Consider the following 18,987-nt stretch of genomic DNA (forward strand, 5'->3'; position numbering starts at 1 on the left):
GTCGACGCCCGCCGTGCCTGCTTCCTGCTCGTACGTTTCCAAGTACTCGTCCATCGGCGTGTGGCAGATGGCGGCGCAGAAGCTCGGCTGCTCGTGCCAAACCCAGAAGCCGGCACCGGCTGCAATCAAGACAACCACGACAACGCCCACGACGATGGGCCACTTCCTCGTCCGGGGCGCGGGATCCCCGATCACCACAGGTTCCTCAGCCATGGCGCTCCCCTACTCCCACGGCTCGAGGGCGGCCACGTTCCGCCCGGCCTCGCGGCCCCAGACGACGGTGTTCGTGATGGACCAGCCGCAGCCGAAGTAGAAGGCACCCGAGACGTTACCCCCGATGATGCACCCGGCGCCGTACAGCCGTGGAATGGGGTTGCCGTCGAGGCCGATGATCTCGGCTTCCACGTTGGACTTCGCGCCGGCGAAGGTGCCCATAGGGCCGGGGCGCACGACATCGCAGTAGAACGGCGGCGTCGCGATGGGGGCCATGTTGGCCCTGCGGCCGAAGTCGGCATCCAAACCGGCCTCGCAGAAAGAGTTCCACCTCTCCACTTCGGAGGCGAGGGCGGTCGGATCGCAGCCGATAAACTCGGCGAGGCCATCAACCGAATCGGCCGAGAACGTAGTATCGCACGTGTCGGGCGTATGCCCTTTCATCTCGAAAAAAGGCGCCCCGGTCGCATCGTACACATAGAAGATATAACCCGTAGTCGGATCGTCGGGGGTGAAACCCTGCTTCCATGCAGCTTGCGCGCACTCGTGCACGACATAGCCCCACTCGGCATCGTCCTGGCAAAACCGTCTGCCGGTCTTGTCCACGAGGATGGCGTCTATGTTCGACGAGTCGTGGATATTGACGTCCTTGCCCAGGATCTCGCTCATACCCCAGTCGCTGATGCCGCCTACGTAGATAGAATCGTTCATGCACACGGCCTGCTGCATGCAAAGCTCAGCACCGATCTCGCGCAGCATCCGCACCCCGTCACCGGTATTCGAGTCCATATCGGGGTTGCCCGGAGCGAGCAGCCCTGCGCCTTCGAGCGTTAGGCCCCAGACGTTCTGCATGAGGCCCAGGTCCTTAGACATCTCAAGGTTGTTGTCCACCGAAGCGCACGCCATGACCACGCCTTTTCGCGCCTTGGCGAAGGAGCCGTCGGCCAGCTGCACGCCGATAACGGAGCCTTCGGCGTTCTTCAGGATGTGCGCCACCTCGCAGCCCATCTCGATTTCGATGTTCGACAGGCTTTCGGCGCGCTTTTTCAGCGTTGCCATATGGCCTTCCGTCGCACCGTAGGCATTGTGGTTGTACACCGAGCGCGGCACGACATCGGCCTCCGTGTCGCCGCATGACCAGACCGGGGGCAGCGGGCTTGCGCCCTCGTACGTGCGACCGGTGTCCATCATCCAATCGACGGCCTCGCCGGAGCGCAAGCACGCCTCGCGGATCATATCCTGGTTTCCCAGACCTTGCGACCAGCGCAGCATCTGGTTCGCGAACGCTTCGCCCGTATCGCCCGCGTAGCCGGTGATCTCTTCCTGAGTGGACCAACCCGCTGCCAGCATGTATCCACCGCATAGTGCCGAGTTGCCGCCGTACATCGCCTTGTCCTTCTCGAACACGACGACGTCGGCGCCGGCCTCTGCCGCCTCGATGGCCGCGCACGTGCCGCCGCTGCCCGAGCCGACGATGACGACATCAGTCTCGTACTTCCAGTCGACGTCGGCCGGGTCGAGGCCCCCGGTTGCCGCAGGCGCGGTCTGAGCCTGTGCTTCGGATGCGCTTTTCGGCGCGCAACCGGCCAACATGCCTGCTCCTGCCGCCGTGGCGCCGAGCAGCGTGGCCGCCTTGAGGAAGTCTCGCCTTCCCATTCCCCGTTCGATGCCGCGGCACTTTCCGTATTCCATGACACCCTCCTTCTCGATTCCATCGTGCGCTTCCCGAACACTCGGAAAGTCCCTTCGCAATCCCAGTCTAATCACAGCGCAACGTCAGGTAAAACACGGTATTGACCATTTGTTTTCGCAGGTCAAAATACTAGTTTTCCGCAAGTGACGATTTTCGACAGCAGACGCGCGGCCGAGAGGAGCGCGGCGTAGTATACTGCGAGCGCAACGAAGACCGAAGGGACGGAGATGCCGATGAAGGGGTTCGCCGACGCTGCAGCGCTCGAGAGCGCGCTCGCGCTTCTGCATGATGCAGAGCTCATGGAATTCGTCCAGGAACATCAGCACAACTACCTCTACCGCGCGGATTTCATGAAAGAGCCTATGCCCGGGGATGCAGACCCGGCGCTTATGTGGGAGCTCGTGTCTTTCGTCCGACGCATGGCGGGAAGGCCTACCGTGCGGGAGCTGAACAAGTCGCAGCCAATCGGCCGGCAATGCTTCTGGACGGCGACGCCCGAGATGATCGCCGGACTGAACGATATCGTGAGCAGGAGCAATCCCTCCGCCCAGCTAACGCAGTCGCTCGCGCGGCTCAGCACGCGACCCGCCATCCAGCAACTTGCGCTTGAAGAGCTGGAAGCGGCAGGGTATCGCGACGGCGTCGACGTCGAGCATGAAGAGCTGCGGGAGATCGTTTGCGACAAGCGAGCGCCGGAAACGCCCGAAGAACGGCTCTTCGCCAACGCGAGAGAGCTCATCGAAGAAATCGAGGAGCTCGCGTCCGAACCGTTCAACGTCGAGCTCATCGCCTACATGCACGAGCGCCTCGCGCTCGACACGAAGGGGCTTCGCGTCGAGCCTCGCCCTTCCCCCGCACCGAAGACCTCCGTGCCGTCACCACCTTCCGATCAGCTGCTCGAATCGATCGTCGCAGGATGCGAGAATCCATGCCTGTGGGGTCCCCATCCTTTATTCGGCGCGCTGATAAACGCCGACACGATTTGGGTAACGCCGGCATTCGAGCGCTTCAACGGACTCATGGAGTTGCTCATTCGCTGGCGATCGTACTATGCGATCGGCGTCCCGGCCCTTCGCTTCGTGCCGCTATCCAAGATGCGCCTCGACTGGGAGCGACGGCTCGTCGGGCCTCCCGACGCCCCCATGCGCTACGGAGAAGCGCTCGTCGTCAGCAGTTTCGGCGTAGACAGCACCCCGTACAGCCAACAGATGATCCACTTTCTCGACAGAGGGCTGAACAGGCTCGAACGCATCGTGGCGCGCACCGAGGAGATCGGCGAGCGCTGCAAGCACCTCATCTTCGAGGACAGGAGGCTCACCCTGCGCCAAAAGCAACTGCTTGCCGATCTCGTAGACAACCCCTTGCTCGTCGTGGACGTGGGCATGTACGAGAAGCGATTCGACATCGCCGCTTCAACGGCGAGAGCTGATCTCACACGCCTCGTCTCGCTCAACTTCCTGCTTACGGAGTTCTCGGCCAAGAAACAGGTATTCTGGCTTCGCCCCGATATCTCCCGCGTGCTTGCCAGCCGCTCTGCAGCCTCAACTCCTGCTTCAAGCACGCAAGCTTGAAGCAGGCGCGCTCGTCGGGCGGTGTATGATCGGTTCACCAGTCGAGAGAAAGGTGCAGGCATATGGGCAAGTTCGTGATTAAGACCACCGACGCAGGATGCCATTTCGTGCTGAAAGCCGACAACGGCGAAGTCATCGCCACGTCGCAGGTGTACAAGTCGAAGGAGTCCTGCAAGAAGGGCATCGAAAGCGTCAAGAAGAACGCCCCGGACGCCGCCGTGGTGGAAGAGGACTAAGCGCACGCAGAACGTCCTTCGTCCCAAACGGGGATGTCCTCGTTTGGGACATTTCCGCCTGACGCCTCATAAGCAGCCGCTTCCCATCCGCGACATGCGACGGATTGCCAAAACGATTCGACGATCTTGCCTGTCGCGCAGGACGTTTTCCTATTGCGCGTTCGTCCACTCTTTCATCTTGCCGATCAATTCGTTCTTGCTATGGATATCCAGTTTCCGGTAAATGCTCTTTGCATGCGTCTGGGCGGTGCTTTTGGAAATGAACAATTCATCGGCAACTTTCGTCAAGCTGTAGCCTTGCGAAAAAAGCTGGATTACTTCGACTTCGCGCTGCGTCAATTTGTACTCGCTCACGCGTTCGCTTGGAACTCTTGCGGCGGAATTCGCCGCGCTATCGAGAGCTTTATCGCTCGAATTCGGCTGCTTTCGCAACGCCAACACTCCGAACGCTACAACAACAAAAGCCATCAAGGAAAACAAAACCATCAACACGAGCGTTTCCAACGACAGCAGCCCTTCATCCGGGGAAGAGCCCAGAACCCCGGGCACCATTACGTAGCTGACGAGCCACGACGCCACTTCGGTCAAAATACCGCAGACAAGAAACGGTGGTACGGGAGGGATCCTTCCCTTCGTGGCGATATCGCAGAGCAGCACCCATAAAAAGAAGTCGAGCGATGATCGGGCGACGACTACGATATGGCCTCCCTCCACATACGAGCCAAATATGAGCGACGCAAACATGCCCGAAAAGAAAAGCAACGCCAAAACCATCCAGCAAACAAGGGTCAGTCGACCGATGCTCATTCTTTTCGCCATCGACAGAGGCTTCGAACCCGCAGCTTCCCCGTTGCCGTCGATACCGTGCTTGGTTTTGAACCAGTACCAAACACATGCCGCAAGGATCAAACCCGATACTCCGATTGAAATCACCCAACGAAGGTAGGGGACGCTTTCCGAAGAATAACCGGTGTCGATAATGCCGCGCACTACGCTCCCCGCAAGCAAGAAAGCAATATAGAGGCCTATGTACAATGTCGTAGTCTGGTTAATCCATTTTTTCGAGCCCGAGGGCTTGCTTCTTTTCTGCTTTGGAATCCGACCCTGAGGTTGAGCCAGACACCAGGACAACCCGACGATTAGCGGAGTCATTGTCGTAAGAAGAGGCTTCATCGAAGCAAACGAAAGAGAAAGGGCCGTAAGGAGAACGATGCTCATGAAATACGATATCGCCAGCAAGACTAGATGCTTTGCCCCAAACGAACTCGAGAAGTACTGCGCCCAAGCAAGATAATTTCCCAAAAACCCGATAACGGTTAACAAAATTGAAAGCCAGAAAACGACCGCATCGAAAACTCCCGCTTGAACGCACATGTTCAAAACTGCGCCCATGGTTCCGATGATCGACGAAGCCAATACGACCCTTTTTCCCAACGAATAGCATCCGCCGCTTTTCTTGAAGAAAAAGAGGGCGATCACGCTCAAAACAAGCGCTTCGATGAGAAACACGGTGTAAAGCTGGATACCGTATCCGAAAACCGAAACCTCGCTACCGAGAGGATACAAAGTCCCAAAAACTGCCTGATAGCGAAAATATGCCCAAAAGAACGTCATGCCTACGATCGGTGCCACGATTTTTTTGACGTTCCCCATGCCCAGAGCTCCTTTTAAGCGAGTTTCCGAATAGCCGAATCCTTATTTGGACGCTTTTCCTCACGCATCGCTATTCTATTCCAGCAATCCCCTGTCCGTTAGTATACCCTGCCACACATTCCAACCGCCTCATTCCCAAGGGCCTAACTGACAATCAAACGGGCAAAAAGAAGCCATTTCTGTAAATATCCCCTATTTTATGGTCAGCTCTTCGGACATTTTTAAAGAATCCCATCGTTTATAGGATGGAGCACGCGCACGACCGAATCGATAATCGCCCTGTCGCTGCCAACGTTCGCAAAAGCGGACAGGAGAAAGAGGGGATGTATGAATCTGAATCGTCGTGATTTCTTAAAAGGTGGGGCTTTGATTGGCGGCACTGCCGCACTGGGCACCATGTTCGGATGCGCAGCAAGCCCAAAGGGATCAACCTCGGGAGCGGTTTCAACTGACGCAGGTTTGCCCGCAGGCACCACCGCCGAGGATTTCGCGCAGTCTTCGGTCTCGCTTGACCCTATCACCGCGTTCTCAGAAGAGAAAACCTACGACATCGTCGTTGTCGGCGCCGGCACGGCTGGCGTTCCTGCAGTATATTCAGCACTGGAAGAAGGAGCGACGGTCGCATGCCTGCAGCGCGAGGGCACGGTGCAGGCCAACGGCAACGGCTCGTCGGGCATCATTCTGGAAGAAAGCAACGAAGCCGGCATCTTGCAGTATATGCAAGCTTGGAGGAAAGCCGGCGGCTATCGCATGAATCCCGACTTGCTGAAGCTGTTCGTCGATCACTCCGGCGAGACGCACATGTGGATGCTTCAACGCTCGGCAGAAGTTGACTATATCCCGAGCCCGATCTCCGCAACGAAGACCACCTACGACGAGGGTAACTTCTGCACGGCCGTCATTAAGACGTATGGCCCGAAACCCAAGAACCACACTGACATCATGGCCCTTCTTGCCGCAGCAGCGGAAAAGCAAGGTGCGGAATTCTTTTACAGCACGCCGGCCGTCCAACTGGTCAAAGACGAAAGCGGCGCGATCACCGGCGTTATCGGCAAATCGGAGAACGACTACATCAAGTTCAGCGCAACCAAAGCCGTCATCCTGGCAGCGGGCGACTACCAGAACAACGAAAGCATGGTCGAGCGCTACTCCCCGGACGTCGTCCGCTTCGGCCGCAAGCAGATGAACCGCACGGGCGACGGCATCCTGCTCGGCATGACCGCAGGCGGCGCCATGTCGCCGGTCAACCATGCGAAGACCATGCACGACATGGATGCCGCGCCTATGCTCATGACCCGCATTCCTCTTATGGCGCTCGATGAAAAGGGCGAGCGTTTTATGAACGAAGAGATTCCGATGGAATCATGGGACTTGACGCTCAACACCCGGAAAGATGTCGAGGATCCCGGGCGCTTCTTTCGCATTTTCGATAGCGATTATATGGTGAAATACGGATCGAAAACCTCAATCGAATCGCTTGAGAACTATATTCCCGGCTTCAAGGAGAGCCCGGAGAACGTCTATCCTTCACTCGTCGACACGCATCGTGCCGATACGTTGGATGAATTGGCGGAGCAGTTGGGCATCCCCGCCGACGCCTTGAAGAAGAGCGTCGAGAAATGGAACGAGGCGTGCGCATCGGGCGTCGACAACGAGTTCGGCGTGCTGAAGGAGAACCTGCATCCCATCGACACACCGCCCTACTGGGGCATACGCCAATGGATCCGCTGCAGCGCCATCAACTCCGGCGTCATGGTGAACGGCAACTGCCAGGTCCTCGACGCTCAGGGCAATGTCATCAAGGGGCTGTACTCGGTCGGCTCCGGTGCCGGAAACCTGTGCGGCGGTTTGGAATGGAACCTTGCCCAGGGAGGCCTGTGCTGCGGTTCCTACATGACGATGGGCCGGTATGCAGCCATCCACGCCATTACCGGCAAGATGGAACCGAGCAAGCCCGCCACATACGAAGACACCAAGAGCTATTGGGCTAAGTAGCGCCCCTTCTTCCATCCTCCCTCCCTTGCGGCCACCGGATGCCGCCGTGGTGGAAGAGGGCTAAGCACGAAAGCGGCCTCCGGATTCGGAGGCCGCTGCATGTTCACGCAATTACACCTGACCAAAACATGACGGCTTTCACATCTTGCCCTTCAACGATGTGAAAGCCGTCATGTTTTGCTACAATGCAGTCACCACAACTGCTCTTCGCAAGAAGATGCATCGACAATTTCATACATCGCAAGCTTTCAACAGCAAACGAGGAGGGCATCTGCCCCCTCCTTTCGATTGTTGGGCTTGCGCTCATATTGTCGATGCGGAGCAGTTGTGGTGACTGTGGTGGGTGCCTTCCTTACTTGCTCTGGGTAACAGGGGCTTCCTCTTGCAGTCCAACAGATTGCTCGACAGGAGGAGCCAAAATGAATCTCGTAAGCGCGGTTTGCCCTAGTTGCGGTGCCCAAATCCAAATCCCGCCTGATCAAGACAGGGCGTTCTGCTCGTATTGCGGAAATCAGATTGTGGTTAAAACCGAAATCGCCGACAAGGTGAAAATCGACGGCGTGGTGAAGATCCAGTCTGCCGACTTCATCATCGAGGCGGGGGCTCTGAAGGAATACCACGGAGCCGGCACCGACGTTGTCATACCGGATAACGTTACGAACATAAGTGGAGCATTTCGGAAGACGTCCATTACTACGATTACCTTACCTGAAGAACTCCAAGTGCTATCCGGCGCCTTCGATAGCTGTTCTTCGCTCAGAGCCGTCAACTTGCCCGAAAGGCTTCAGGACATCTCCTACTCCTTTTTCGGATGCGAGTCGCTCAAATCTATCACGCTTCCCGACGGACTCGAGAACCTGAAAGGATCTTTCGGCTATTCAGGCCTCGAACGCGTAACCATACCGAGCGGAATCGGCACGATAGGCGGCAACGATCTTGATGACGGCTGCTTTTCGGGCTGCGACTCCCTTGCAGAAGTCGTCATTGAAGAAGGAGTCTCCTGCATAGGAACGAATTGCTTCAGCCATTGTTCCTCACTCGAAGAGGTCATCATCCCTGCATCTGTCACAAAAATTGGAAATTTTGCTTTTCAGGAATGCAAAAACCTATCGGACGTAACCATCCTGGGATCAAATACCAAGCTGGAAATGAGCGCTTTTCGGCACTGCCCTTCTTTGACCACCGTCAACGCACCGACATCTGTCTTGAAGAACATATTCCGCGACTACGGGAAACCAGAGTGGCGTCCCTTTTACGACACCCCCTGGTATGACACGCGAGGAAAGGAGGAACGCAAAGCACTCGGCATTTGCGAACACTGCGGAGGTAACATCAAAGGCGTCCTTGTCAAAAAGTGCAGTCACTGCGGCAGGAAATACTAATTAGAAAATACATGGTCGCAAGATCGACAGAAGGGTGCGAATCCTATGGGACTCATCAAGGCAATGGGAGGTTCTACTCGGGGAGTTCTTGCCGATTCGTGGAGAGATTTCTTCTACTGCGAGTCGCTTGATGCCTCCACATTGGCGTCAAAAGGACAGAAGAAGACAGGGAACCCTGATCGTTCCTCAAACGCCAAGGGAGACGAAAACGTTATCTCGAACGGTTCAATTGTTGCCATAAACGATGGCCAGTGCATGATCATAGTCGAATCAGGAGCTGTCGTTGACCTTTGCGCCGAACCCGGCGAATACCTATATGAAACGTCAAGCGAGCCGAGCGTCTTCTACGGCCCGTTGGGCGCAAACGTCAAGAGCACGTTCAAAGAGATGCAACGTCGTATAGGATTCGGCGGCAGTCCCGGGAAAGACCAGCGCGTTTACTACTTCAACATCAAGGAGATCGTCGGAAACAAATACGGAACCCCTAACCCCGTTCCCTTCCGCGTCGTCGATGCCAATATTGGCCTTGATATCGACATAGCCGTACGCTGCAATGGCGAATATTCGTACAGGATAGATAACCCCCTGTTGTTCTACCGCAACGTTTGCGGGAACGTTGAAACCACCTACACAAAGGATCAACTGGATTCTCAGTTGAAAAGCGAGCTATTGACCGCCCTGCAACCTGCATTTTCCCGCATCTCGGCTGCTGGCGTGCGATACAGCAACGTTCCCGCGCATACTCGCGAACTTGCAGCGCTTCTAAACGAAGAGCTCACTGACACATGGCGAAGCCTTCGCGGAATGTCCGTCGTGTCCTTTGGAATGAATTCTATTCGAGCTTCGGAAGAGGACGAACTCGTTATCAAGCGACTTCAGAGCGCTGCGGTGATGCGCGATCCGAATATGGCAGCCGCCAATCTGGTAGCCGCCCAATCCGACGCCATGCGCATCGCGGCAGGAAACGCAAACGGAGCAGCTAACGGCTTTATCGGTTTAGGGCTAGCGAACATGACAGGCGGAACGGATGCGGGACGTTTGTTCACCGACGCAGCGACCAGCTTTCATCATTCCGGATCCTTCAATCAGCAGAACTGGACTTGCTCTTGCGGAGTAAAGAACTCGGGGAACTTCTGCCAAAACTGTGGCAAAGAGCGCTGCAGTGATTCCGCATGGACTTGCCCTTCATGCGGTACGAGCAGCGCAGGGAACTACTGCTCGCAGTGCGGCAAAGCCAGAACGCAGCCCTGATGCATTCCTAGAACAGCATCAGGAACAAGTGCGTGAAGGCGAAGGCCAGGAGGCCGCAGCCGGGGAACGTGAGGATCCAGGTGAGCACCATCCTGCCGGCCAGCCCCCACTTCACCGTGCGGATGCTCTTCTCGGCACCCACACCCATGATGGCGGTGGTCTTCGTGTGGGTGGTGGATACGGGCATGCCGGTGAACGTGGCCAGGCCGATGCAGAAGCAGGCCGACAGGCACGCCGCGAAGCCCTGGTATTGCTCCATCTTCACCATGTTCATGCCCACGGACTTGATGATCTTCTTGCCGCCCACGGCCGTGCCCAGCGCCATCGTCGCCGACACGAGGATGATCAGCCAGAACGGGAACTCCACGTTCGAGTCCACCGCGCCGCTCATACCGATCATGATACCCAGCATGCACAACGACATGAACTTCTGGCCGTCCTGCGCCCCATGGAGCACGGCCACGCCCGCGCCCGAGATGATTTGCGCCCATTTGAAGAACGAGTTCGCCTTCGCGCGCGAAGCGCGGCAGCACAGCTTCTTGATGAGCCTGGTGAACAGCCAGCCAGTTCCGAAGCCCAGGAATGTGGAGATGACCAGGCCGTAGACGACCTTCACCCACTCGTCGCCGTTCACGCCCGTCAGGCCGCCCTGCAGGGCGATGGCCGCGCCGGTGATGCCGGCGATGAGCGAGTGGCTTTGAGAGGTGGGGATGCCGAAGTACCACGCAGTCACACCCCAGACGATGATGGCCACCATGGCCGCCGCGAGCGCGATGAGGGCGGCTTGGTTGTCGCCGCCGAAGTCGACCATCTTGAAGATGGTGAGCGCCACAGCCGACGACACCATCGTGATGGCGGCCAACCCCACGAAGTTGCATACCGCCGCCATCGCAATGGCGGGACCGGGTCTCATAGCCTTCGTGCCCACCACGGTGGCGATGGCGTTGGGGGCGTCGGTAGCCCCGTTCACCACGGTGGCGCCCAGCGTCAGGACGACGATGAGGGCGAGCACCGGGTCGCCCATGAGCGCCGCGGCGAACGCTCCCAGATCATAGCTCATGCCGGTTTCCTCCGAACCCGAACGTTGAAGACAAAGCACTCGGAGCAATGATAGGGATGCAATGTCAGGATCAGGCAACGGAAAGATCAAGTTTAGGTAAAATCGCTTGTCACACGCGCGCGAAGGATGCGCCGAATGTAAAGAAAAGGCGCCGGCTGCACAATTGCAGCCGGCGCCTTCATGCCAAGAACGATCGTTTTTACCGCGCGAGACGCTCCTGCACGGAAGCGGCGATGCCTTCGGCGTCCAAGCCCAGGTCGTGCAACAGCTGGTTCGTGGAACCCTGGGGCACGAACGTGTCGGGGATGCCCAACGTCAGCGCGGGGACCGCGAGGCCTTGGCGCGCCAGCTCGCCCAGCACGGCCTCGCCTACGCCACCGGAGATGATGCCGCCCTCCACCGTCACGACGAGCTTCGTTTGCGCCGCACGGGCTATTTCTTCCGCATCGAGCGGCTTGACCCAGCGCATGTCCACCACGCGCGCCTCGATGCCGTTCTCGGACAGCAGCTCGGCCGCCGCTTCGGCGCGCGGCACCATACGCCCGAACGCAAGGATGGCCACGTCGTCGCCTTCGCGAACCACGCGCGCCTTCCCCTCTTCCAAAACCTGCGGCTCGTCGGGCAAGGCTACGCCCTCGGCCGCTCCGCGCGGGTAGCGGATGGCGAAAGGCCCGCCCAGCGCGAGCGCGGTATGCAGCGCATGCACGAGCTCGGCCTCGTTGGAAGGAGCCAGCATCCTCATATGCGGGATCATGCGCATGTAGGCGAGGTCGAACATGCCATGGTGCGTCGGGCCGTCCTCGCCCACGATACCGGCGCGGTCTATGGCGAACACAACGTCGAGATCCGGCAGCGCGTTGTTGATGATGACCTGATCGATGGCTCGCTGCAAGAACGTTGAGTAGATGGCCACAACCGGCTTCTTGCCGCCCGTCGCCAAGCCGCTGGCCAGGCCCACCGCGTGCTCCTCGGCGATGCCGGCATCCACGAACCGATCGGGGAACTCTTCGGCGAACGCGTCCAAGCCGGTACCGCCCTTCATGGCGGCCGTGATGGCCACGATACGCTCGTCGCGTCGCGCTTCGGCGGCCAGCGCCTTGCCGAACACGCTCGTGTACGACGGCGCCGATGCCGCTTTCTTCTTCACATCCCCCGTCGCGATATCGAACGGCGCGATACCGTGGAACTTCTCAGGGTTCTGGACCGCCGGCGCGTATCCCGCGCCCTTGCGCGTGACCACGTGCACGAGCACGGGAACGTCGGTGTTCATCACGGACGCCAACGTCTCTTTGAGCAGGCCGATATCATGACCGTCTATGGGCGCCGTGCACAGGATGCCCAGCTGTTCGAAAATCATCGAGCGCGGGATGACGAACTGCTTCATCGACTCCTTCACGTTGCGTCCGAAGTTCGCAAGCGCGCTGCCGAAAGCCCCGCTGCTCTCGAGCGCCTCCTGCACGGAGTCGCGGGTTTGACGATACTGAGGCGTGGCTCGCATGTAACCGAGGTGCTTCATGAGCGCGCCCACGTTGCGCGAGATGGACATCTCGTTATCGTTGAGGATGATCACCATGGGCGTCTGCGCCTGGCCGATGTGGTTGAGCGCTTCGAACGCCATACCGCCCGACAGGGCCGCGTCGCCGATGACGGCCACGATCTTCTCGTCGCCGCCCGAGAGTTCGCGCGCCTGCGCCAGACCGAGCGCCACCGACAGCGAGTCGGACGCATGACCCGACGGATGCACGTCGTAGGGGCTCTCGTCGGGCTTCGGAAACCCGGACAGGCCGCCGTAGGTGCGCAACGTGCCGAAATCATCGAGGCGGCCGGTGATCAGCTTATGCGCATAAGCCTGGTGCCCAACGTCGAACACGATCTTGTCGTGCGGGCAATCGAGCATGCTGTGCAAGGCCAGGATGATCTCCACTGCGCCCAACGATGACGCAACGTGACCGCCGGTTTGAGAAGCCGTCGTCACGATCTCCTCGCGCACCTCCTGCGCCAGAATGGACAGCTCTTCGTTCGTGAGCAGTTTCAGATCGGCAGGGGACGACACCATATCGAGAATACGATTATCCATATGCATCCTTCAACAGGGGCTACGCCGAAACCGGCGCACCCGTCTCCTGCGCAGACGCCTCGTCGGACGACTCGGCAGACCGCTCGCCCGCTTCCTCGACGCCCTGCTGCGCTTCGATGTTCTCCTCGAGCAAATCGCTGGCGCGAAGCCCGAGTCCTACCGCTTCCTCGTACAAGGCGAGCGCAGCGTCAAGCTCCAGCTCGTCGCTGCTCACCGCGTCGACGATTTCTTCGAGGCGGGACTTTACCGCCTCGAAGCTATCATACGACTCAAGCGCCATAGGAGGAGGCTCCTTCCGGCGACTCGCCCTCCTGCTCCGGCGACCCGCACTTCTGAGCCGCGAGGGGCTCGCTTTCGGGTTCCGCGATTTCGTTCTCCCGCATCGCCAGAGGCTCTTCGTTGCCAGCGGCATCCGCGTCGCAAGAAGAAGGGGCATCGGCCTCCTGGCCCTCCTCCCCCTCCAGCATCTTGGCGATACGACCCAGAATGCCGTTGACGAAGCGATGGGATTCGTCTTCCCCACCGAAGTCCTTCGCCAGCTCAACCGCCTCGTTGATGGTGACCGAGGTGGGCACGTCGTCGATGTACATCATCTCGAACGTGGCCAACCGCAGAATCGAGCGGTCGACGATGGGCATGCGGGCCAACGACCAGTTCTCGGACGTGGCGGCAAGGTGGTTGTCGATAGCGATGCGATGCGACTCCACGCCTCGCACCAGCATCAACGCGTATTCGGGCAGCGGACCGTCTTCTTCCAGGCGACGGTCGCCCTCGGCGATTGCCGCGGGCGACTCGTCGGTTATCTCGCTGGTGTACAGCACTTGGAGCGCGGCACGGCGCGCGCTGGTTCGTTCATGTCGTTTAGCAGCCATATAGATTCTTAAAGCCTCCGGACGCTTAGCGGGCGAACTGCATGCCGTCGATGTACACGTCCACAGAGCCTACCGGAATGCCAACCTGGCTGGTCACCGCGTCGGAGATAGCCTGACGGATGTTGGCGGCGAGGTCGGGCAGCACATAGCCGTAGTACACGTCCACGCGAATGGAGATGTGCAGCTTGTCCTCCTCGTCCACCGTGATGTCGATGCCCTGAGTGGAGGGCTTGCTGCCGAACACGGAGCGCAGGCCGCTCGTGGTGGACGGGCCGATGCAGGCCACGCCCTCCACTTCGTTGGCCGCGATGGACACGATGGTTTCGACGACGCCCGGCGCAAGCGCCATGCCGTCGACGTTAAGCTCTGTCATAGTACGTCTCCCATCTGGGTTTCGATGAAGTCGGTGGTCACATCGCCCGAGCAGAACATCGCGTTATCGAGCACACGGCGATGGAAGGCGATCGTGGTTTCGATGCCCTCGATCACGAACTCGTCGAGGGCGCGGCGACCGCGCGCAAGCGCTTCCTCGCGATCCTGGCCGTATACCACGAGTTTCGCCACCAGCGAATCGTAGTACGGCGAGATGCGCGAACCCGTGCGCACGTAGCTTTCCACGCGCACGCCGGGGCCGGCCGGGGCTTCGAATTTCGTGATGGTGCCAGGGCACGGGCGGAAGCCGTGCTGCGGATCTTCCGCGTTGATGCGGAACTCGATAGCATGGCCCGCAGGCGAGAACGGCGCACGGGAAGCGCAGCTCATGGGCTCGCCAGAAGCGATGCGCAGCTGCTCTTTGATGATGTCGGTGCCGGTGATCTGCTCGGTCACCGGGTGCTCCACCTGCACGCGCGTGTTCATCTCCATGAAGTAGAACGACCCGCGCTCGTCGAGCAAGAACTCGATGGTTCCAGCGTTCTTATAGTTCACGGCGCGCACGGCCTTGATGGCCGCCACGCCCATGGCGCGGCGCAGATCCTCGGTCAGGGCCGGCGAGGGCGCTTCCTCGATGAGCTTCTGATGACGACGCTGCACGGAGCAGTCGCGCTCGCACAGGGCGACGTTGTTTCCGAAGTCGTCGGCCAGCACCTGGATCTCCACGTGGCGCGGACGCAGCACGAGCTTCTCCAGGTACACGCCGTCGTTGCCGAACGCTGCCCCGGCCTCGGTGCGCGCGGCCTGGTACTGAGCCTCGAGATCGGCCGGGTCGTGCACTTCGCGCATACCCTTGCCGCCGCCGCCCGCCGTGGCCTTGATGAGCACCGGATAGCCCACGCTGTCGGCGAACGCCTTAGCCTCGGCCGCCGTCTCGATACAGCCGTCGGAACCGGGAACGGTGGGAACGCCGCACGCTTTCATCGTCTCGCGCGCGGAGCTCTTGTCGCCCATGCGCTCGATGCACTCGGGAGCCGGGCCGATGAACACGAGATCGTTATCGGCGCAGGCGCGGGCGAAGTCGGCGTTCTCGGCGAGGAAGCCGTAGCCGGGATGCACGGCTTCCGCGCCGGTGGTTTTCGCCGCGGCGATGATGTTGGCCATGATGAGGTAGCTCTTGTTCGCCTGAGCGGGGCCGATGCACACGGCCTCGTCGGCGTACTGCACGGGATAGGTGTCGGCGTCCTCGGTCGAGTAGACCGCGACCGTCTTCACGCCCAGCTCCTTGCAGGCGCGCATGATGCGCAGCGCCACCTCGCCGCGGTTCGCGATGAGAATCTTGTTAAACATTATGCCGTCTCCGGAGCCGGAGCCGGGGCACCGTGGGGCTCGATGTAGAACAGCACCGTGCCGAACTCGACGGGCGTGGCGTCCTCGAGGCACACCTCGCGGACGGTGCCCATCTCCTCGGCGGCGATCTCGTTCATGAGCTTCATGGCCTCGACGATGCACAGCGTCTGGTTGGCGGCAACCTCGTCCCCCACCTGCACGAACGGCGGTTCGCCGGGTGCCGGGGAGGTATAGAACGTGCCCACCATGGGAGCCGTGACGGCGTACCAATCGCTCGGACGCTCCACGTCGTCGGCAGCGGCTGCCGGAGCGGCGGCGGGAGCCGGAGCCACGGCGGCAACCGGCGCGGCCGCAGCGGCCACGGCAGCGGCCTCGGCCGACATCGTTCCCGGCATGCGTACGGCGATGCGGGTGCCCTCTTCCTCAACTACGATCTCGCCGACGCCGCTTTCCTCGGCGACGCGAACCAGCTCGCGAATCTGATTGATGTCCACGTAATCGTCCTCCTTGGTGTGGCTCGACTCCTGCTCCATGAGGAAATCGACCTTCTCCGATGTGCGGTGCTTGCTCAGGAACGTGCGCGCCTCGTTCGGGAACAGGGCGTACATGAGCACGTCCTCCTCGCTCTTCGCGAGGTCGCCGATCTCTTCTTCAACCTGAGCGTAGGTGGTGGTGACCAGCGAACCGGGCGCCACGTCGGGCGGCAGCATTTCGGAGTTGCCCACGACCTTCGCCACGATGTCCTTGTCCATGCGGCCCGGAGCCTTGCCGTAGTAGCCGCAGATGTAGTCCTTCATCTCCTTGGACACGACGCTCCAGCGCTTGCCGGTGAGCACGTTGAACACAGCCTGCGTGCCCACGATCTGCGACAACGGCGTGACGAGCGGCGGATAGCCCACCTCGGCACGCACCTTCGGAATCTCGCGCATCACCTCGGGCAGGCGATCGGCGGCGTTCTGGATCTCAAGCTGCGACACGAGGTTCGACATCATGCCGCCCGGCACCTGGTGCGAGTACACCTGCATGTGCGTGAGCGACGAGACGCCGCGCTTGTAGTGTCCGCGCTTGCGCATGTCTTCCCAGTATTCGGCGATCTCGAACAGGAGGTCGAGGTCGAGGCCGGTGTCGTAGCGGCTCTCCTGGAGCGCAGCCACGATCATCTCGACGGCCGGATGCGAGTTGCCGAACGCCAGCGGCGCATGAGCCGTGTCGGCGATGGCGGCTCCGGCTTCGGCGGCTTTGAGGATGTTGGCGGGCGCCATGCCGCCGACGTAATGGCAGTGGATGTGCAACGGCAAACCGATTTCGGCGTTGAACGCCTTCACCATGCGCTCGGTGCGGTAGGGCGTGAGCATGCCCGCCATGTCCTTGATGCAGATGGAGTCGGCACCGAGGTCCTTGAGCTTCTGACCGTAGTCGAGGAAGCTGTCCAGCGTGTGCACGGGCGACATCGTGTAGGAGATGGCGCCTTCGAAGTGACCGCCGCATTCCTTGATGGCTTCGGCGTTGTCGACGACGTTGCGGATGTCGTTGAGCGCGTCGAACACGCGGAAGACATGCACGCCATTGCGCTTCGCGGCCTTGATGAAGTGATTGCAGATGTCACGCGAATAATGCTTGTACCCCACGAGGTTCTGGCCGCGAGACAGCATGGCAAGCGGCGTGTTCGGCGTCTGCGCCTTGATGGATCGCAGCCGCTCCCACGGGTTCTCGTCGAGGAAACGCATGCACGTGTCGAACGTCGCACCGCCCCACGCCTCGATGGCCCAGTACCCGACACGGTCCATTTTAGGCAGGATCGGCAGCATGTCGCCGATCTGCATACGCGTGGCCCAGAGGCTTTGCTGGCCGTCACGGATGGTGGTATCCATGATCTGAAGCCTTGGCATGAACTCACACCCCCTTCGGTTTGCAGTTAGTCAAAGATCGAAACAAGAATTATAGAGTAACCCCTTGCCGCGATAGCCATGACCGGGGAAATTCACCGACAAGCAACAGATTTCGAGCGGCGGGAGGCCGAGGCGGCCATACGTATGCAGCACGCTCATCAAAAAGACGCTGCATTGTAATCGCTGGATGACGGCTTGGGTTTTGCGCGCCGTTACGCTTTCTGTATGAGCGAGATGAGCAAAAACGAGAAGATGGCGCGCAAGGATCCCCTTGTCCAGCGCCTGTCTGCCGACTTGGGCAGCCGGCTTCTCGAAGTGCGCACCTCCGAAGGACTCTCCCAAACCACCTTGGCCGAGATGGTGGGCACGAAGCATCCTCGCATCAGCAACCTCGAAGGCGGCCTCGTGGACGTGCGCCTCTCCGACATCGTGAAGCTGGCCCGCGCCCTCGACGTGAACCCCGGCGAGCTGCTCGATCTCGCCGCTTACAAGCTGGAGGACTATCCCCTCCCCCTGCCCGACAACCACGCGCGTATGTAGACGAACAAAACGAGGGCGCCCGTCGGGCGCCCTCGTTTCCATTGAGCCGAGTCGGGGTTTCGCGCTTGCTACACGCGCTTGATGAAACGGCCGTCGCGGGTGTCGATCTGCAGGACGTCGCCGATCTCGACGAACGTGGGAACCTGCACTTCGACGCCGGTCTCCAGCGTGGCGGGCTTCGTCGTGTTAGTGGCCGTGTCGCCCTTGAAGCCGGGCTCGGTGTGCGTGACCTCGAGCTCGACGAACATCTGGGGCTCGATGCTGATCAGCTCGTCGCCAGCGTACAGCAGCGACGCCTCGTCGTTCTCCTTGAGCCACTTCGCGGCATCGCCGACGGTTTCGGTCGAGATGGCCATCTGCTCGAACGTGTCGTTGTCCATGAAGTTGAAATCGGCACCGTCGTTGTAGAGGTACTGCAGCTTCTTCGTCTCGAGACGCACGGATTCCACCTTGACGCCGGCGTTGAACGTGTTGTCGATGATGCGGCCGGTCTTGATGTCGCGCAGCTTCGTGCGGACGAAGGCGCTGCCCTTGCCGGGCTTCACATGCTGGAACTCGACGATGGTGCACAGCTTGCCGTTAAACTCGATGCACATGCCGTTCTTGAAATCGGCGGTAGAGATAGCCATACTCGGTAATCCTTTCGTTCACGGGCGATCCGCTGCGCGCCGCGGGGCCCGATCAGCGTTCAAACCGGTACATTATAACGTGTCGGGCAAACCTTGCGTGCGCACATCAACCGTATCAGAAAAAAATCAGGGCGAACCGACGGGACGGACGCGAAACCGTAACGCGTGCCGAGGTGCTGGGCGCAAAACGGCACCCATGACAAT

16 protein-coding genes and 1 pseudogene are annotated in these 18,987 nt (G+C 60.0%); 6 read left to right on the top strand and 11 right to left on the bottom strand.

What is annotated here, in order from left to right; genetic code table 11:
- Nucleotides 1-213 (bottom strand): annotated as a pseudogene (locus tag ACMO6A_RS11710) (salivary glue protein Sgs-3); the annotation flags it as partial.
- A gap of 9 nt (nt 214-222) precedes the next feature.
- Nucleotides 223-1,905 (bottom strand): FAD-dependent oxidoreductase, encoded by a 1,683-nt coding sequence (locus ACMO6A_RS11715; protein ID WP_021410232.1) that lies wholly within the window; start codon nt 1,903-1,905, stop codon nt 223-225.
- A gap of 228 nt (nt 1,906-2,133) precedes the next feature.
- Here ACMO6A_RS11715 and ACMO6A_RS11720 point away from each other — a divergent pair, with 228 nt between their 5' ends.
- Nucleotides 2,134-3,477, top strand: coding sequence for a hypothetical protein (locus ACMO6A_RS11720; RefSeq protein ID WP_041691664.1), 1,344 nt, complete (start codon nt 2,134-2,136; stop codon nt 3,475-3,477).
- 62 nt (nt 3,478-3,539) lie between these two features.
- The gene (locus ACMO6A_RS11725) at nt 3,540-3,713 is read left to right on the top strand and encodes a YegP family protein (protein ID WP_015761239.1); all 174 of its coding nucleotides are present in this window, start codon (nt 3,540-3,542) and stop codon (nt 3,711-3,713) included.
- A 150-nt stretch (nt 3,714-3,863) separates the two neighbouring features.
- On the opposite strand, the gene ACMO6A_RS11730 is transcribed toward ACMO6A_RS11725, so the two are convergent.
- Complete coding sequence (locus ACMO6A_RS11730) at nt 3,864-5,366, bottom strand: helix-turn-helix transcriptional regulator (protein ID WP_418471311.1); 1,503 nt, start codon at nt 5,364-5,366, stop codon at nt 3,864-3,866.
- 327 nt (nt 5,367-5,693) lie between these two features.
- On the opposite strand from ACMO6A_RS11730, the gene ACMO6A_RS11735 reads away from it, so the two are divergent.
- The 3 genes from ACMO6A_RS11735 to ACMO6A_RS11745 all read left to right on the top strand — a co-directional run bounded on the left by ACMO6A_RS11735 (nt 5,694) and on the right by ACMO6A_RS11745 (nt 9,994).
- A complete protein-coding gene (locus ACMO6A_RS11735; protein WP_015761241.1) occupies nt 5,694-7,361 on the top strand; it encodes an FAD-dependent oxidoreductase in 1,668 nt (555 codons plus the stop codon).
- A 518-nt stretch (nt 7,362-7,879) separates the two neighbouring features.
- On the top strand, nt 7,880-8,743 hold the full coding sequence (locus ACMO6A_RS11740; RefSeq protein ID WP_021410301.1) for a leucine-rich repeat domain-containing protein: 864 nt from the start codon (nt 7,880-7,882) through the stop codon (nt 8,741-8,743).
- A gap of 45 nt (nt 8,744-8,788) precedes the next feature.
- Nucleotides 8,789-9,994, top strand: coding sequence for an SPFH domain-containing protein (locus tag ACMO6A_RS11745; RefSeq protein WP_015761243.1), 1,206 nt, complete (start codon nt 8,789-8,791; stop codon nt 9,992-9,994).
- 7 nt (nt 9,995-10,001) lie between these two features.
- On the opposite strand, the gene ACMO6A_RS11750 is transcribed toward ACMO6A_RS11745, so the two are convergent.
- From ACMO6A_RS11750 to accB, 7 genes are all read right to left on the bottom strand, one after another.
- Nucleotides 10,002-11,054, bottom strand: a complete 1,053-nt coding sequence (locus tag ACMO6A_RS11750; protein ID WP_418471312.1) for an inorganic phosphate transporter — start codon at nt 11,052-11,054, stop codon at nt 10,002-10,004.
- Between the two features lie 199 nt (nt 11,055-11,253).
- Complete coding sequence (gene dxs / locus ACMO6A_RS11755) at nt 11,254-13,131, bottom strand: 1-deoxy-D-xylulose-5-phosphate synthase (RefSeq protein WP_009306658.1); 1,878 nt, start codon at nt 13,129-13,131, stop codon at nt 11,254-11,256.
- Between the two features lie 19 nt (nt 13,132-13,150).
- Nucleotides 13,151-13,411, bottom strand: coding sequence for an exodeoxyribonuclease VII small subunit (locus tag ACMO6A_RS11760; RefSeq protein ID WP_009306659.1), 261 nt, complete (start codon nt 13,409-13,411; stop codon nt 13,151-13,153).
- A complete protein-coding gene (gene nusB / locus ACMO6A_RS11765; RefSeq protein ID WP_009306660.1) occupies nt 13,401-14,003 on the bottom strand; it encodes a transcription antitermination factor NusB in 603 nt (200 codons plus the stop codon). The genes ACMO6A_RS11760 and nusB overlap by 11 nt, the downstream gene beginning before the upstream one ends.
- Before the next feature lie 25 nt (nt 14,004-14,028).
- Nucleotides 14,029-14,376, bottom strand: a complete 348-nt coding sequence (locus ACMO6A_RS11770; protein WP_009306661.1) for an Asp23/Gls24 family envelope stress response protein — start codon at nt 14,374-14,376, stop codon at nt 14,029-14,031.
- On the bottom strand, nt 14,373-15,725 hold the full coding sequence (gene accC / locus ACMO6A_RS11775; RefSeq protein WP_009306662.1) for an acetyl-CoA carboxylase biotin carboxylase subunit: 1,353 nt from the start codon (nt 15,723-15,725) through the stop codon (nt 14,373-14,375). Before accC ends, ACMO6A_RS11770 begins: the two co-directional genes overlap by 4 nt.
- Complete coding sequence (gene accB, locus ACMO6A_RS11780; protein WP_009306663.1) at nt 15,725-17,614, bottom strand: acetyl-CoA carboxylase biotin carboxyl carrier protein; 1,890 nt, start codon at nt 17,612-17,614, stop codon at nt 15,725-15,727. The genes accC and accB overlap by 1 nt, the downstream gene beginning before the upstream one ends.
- A 234-nt stretch (nt 17,615-17,848) precedes the next feature.
- Between accB and ACMO6A_RS11785 the strand changes: the two genes are divergently transcribed.
- Nucleotides 17,849-18,154 carry a helix-turn-helix domain-containing protein gene (locus ACMO6A_RS11785; protein WP_009609432.1) on the top strand — a complete coding sequence of 102 codons (306 nt, stop codon included), beginning with the start codon at nt 17,849-17,851 and terminating at the stop codon, nt 18,152-18,154.
- Between the two features lie 68 nt (nt 18,155-18,222).
- Here the strand turns inward: ACMO6A_RS11785 and efp are convergent, their stop codons facing one another.
- Nucleotides 18,223-18,783, bottom strand: coding sequence for an elongation factor P (gene efp / locus ACMO6A_RS11790; protein WP_009306665.1), 561 nt, complete (start codon nt 18,781-18,783; stop codon nt 18,223-18,225).
- Between the last annotated feature and the right edge of the window lie 204 nt (nt 18,784-18,987).

The organism is Eggerthella sp., from assembly GCF_048329335.1.
In the GTDB taxonomy this organism is placed as follows: Bacteria; Actinomycetota; Coriobacteriia; order Coriobacteriales; family Eggerthellaceae; genus Eggerthella; species Eggerthella lenta.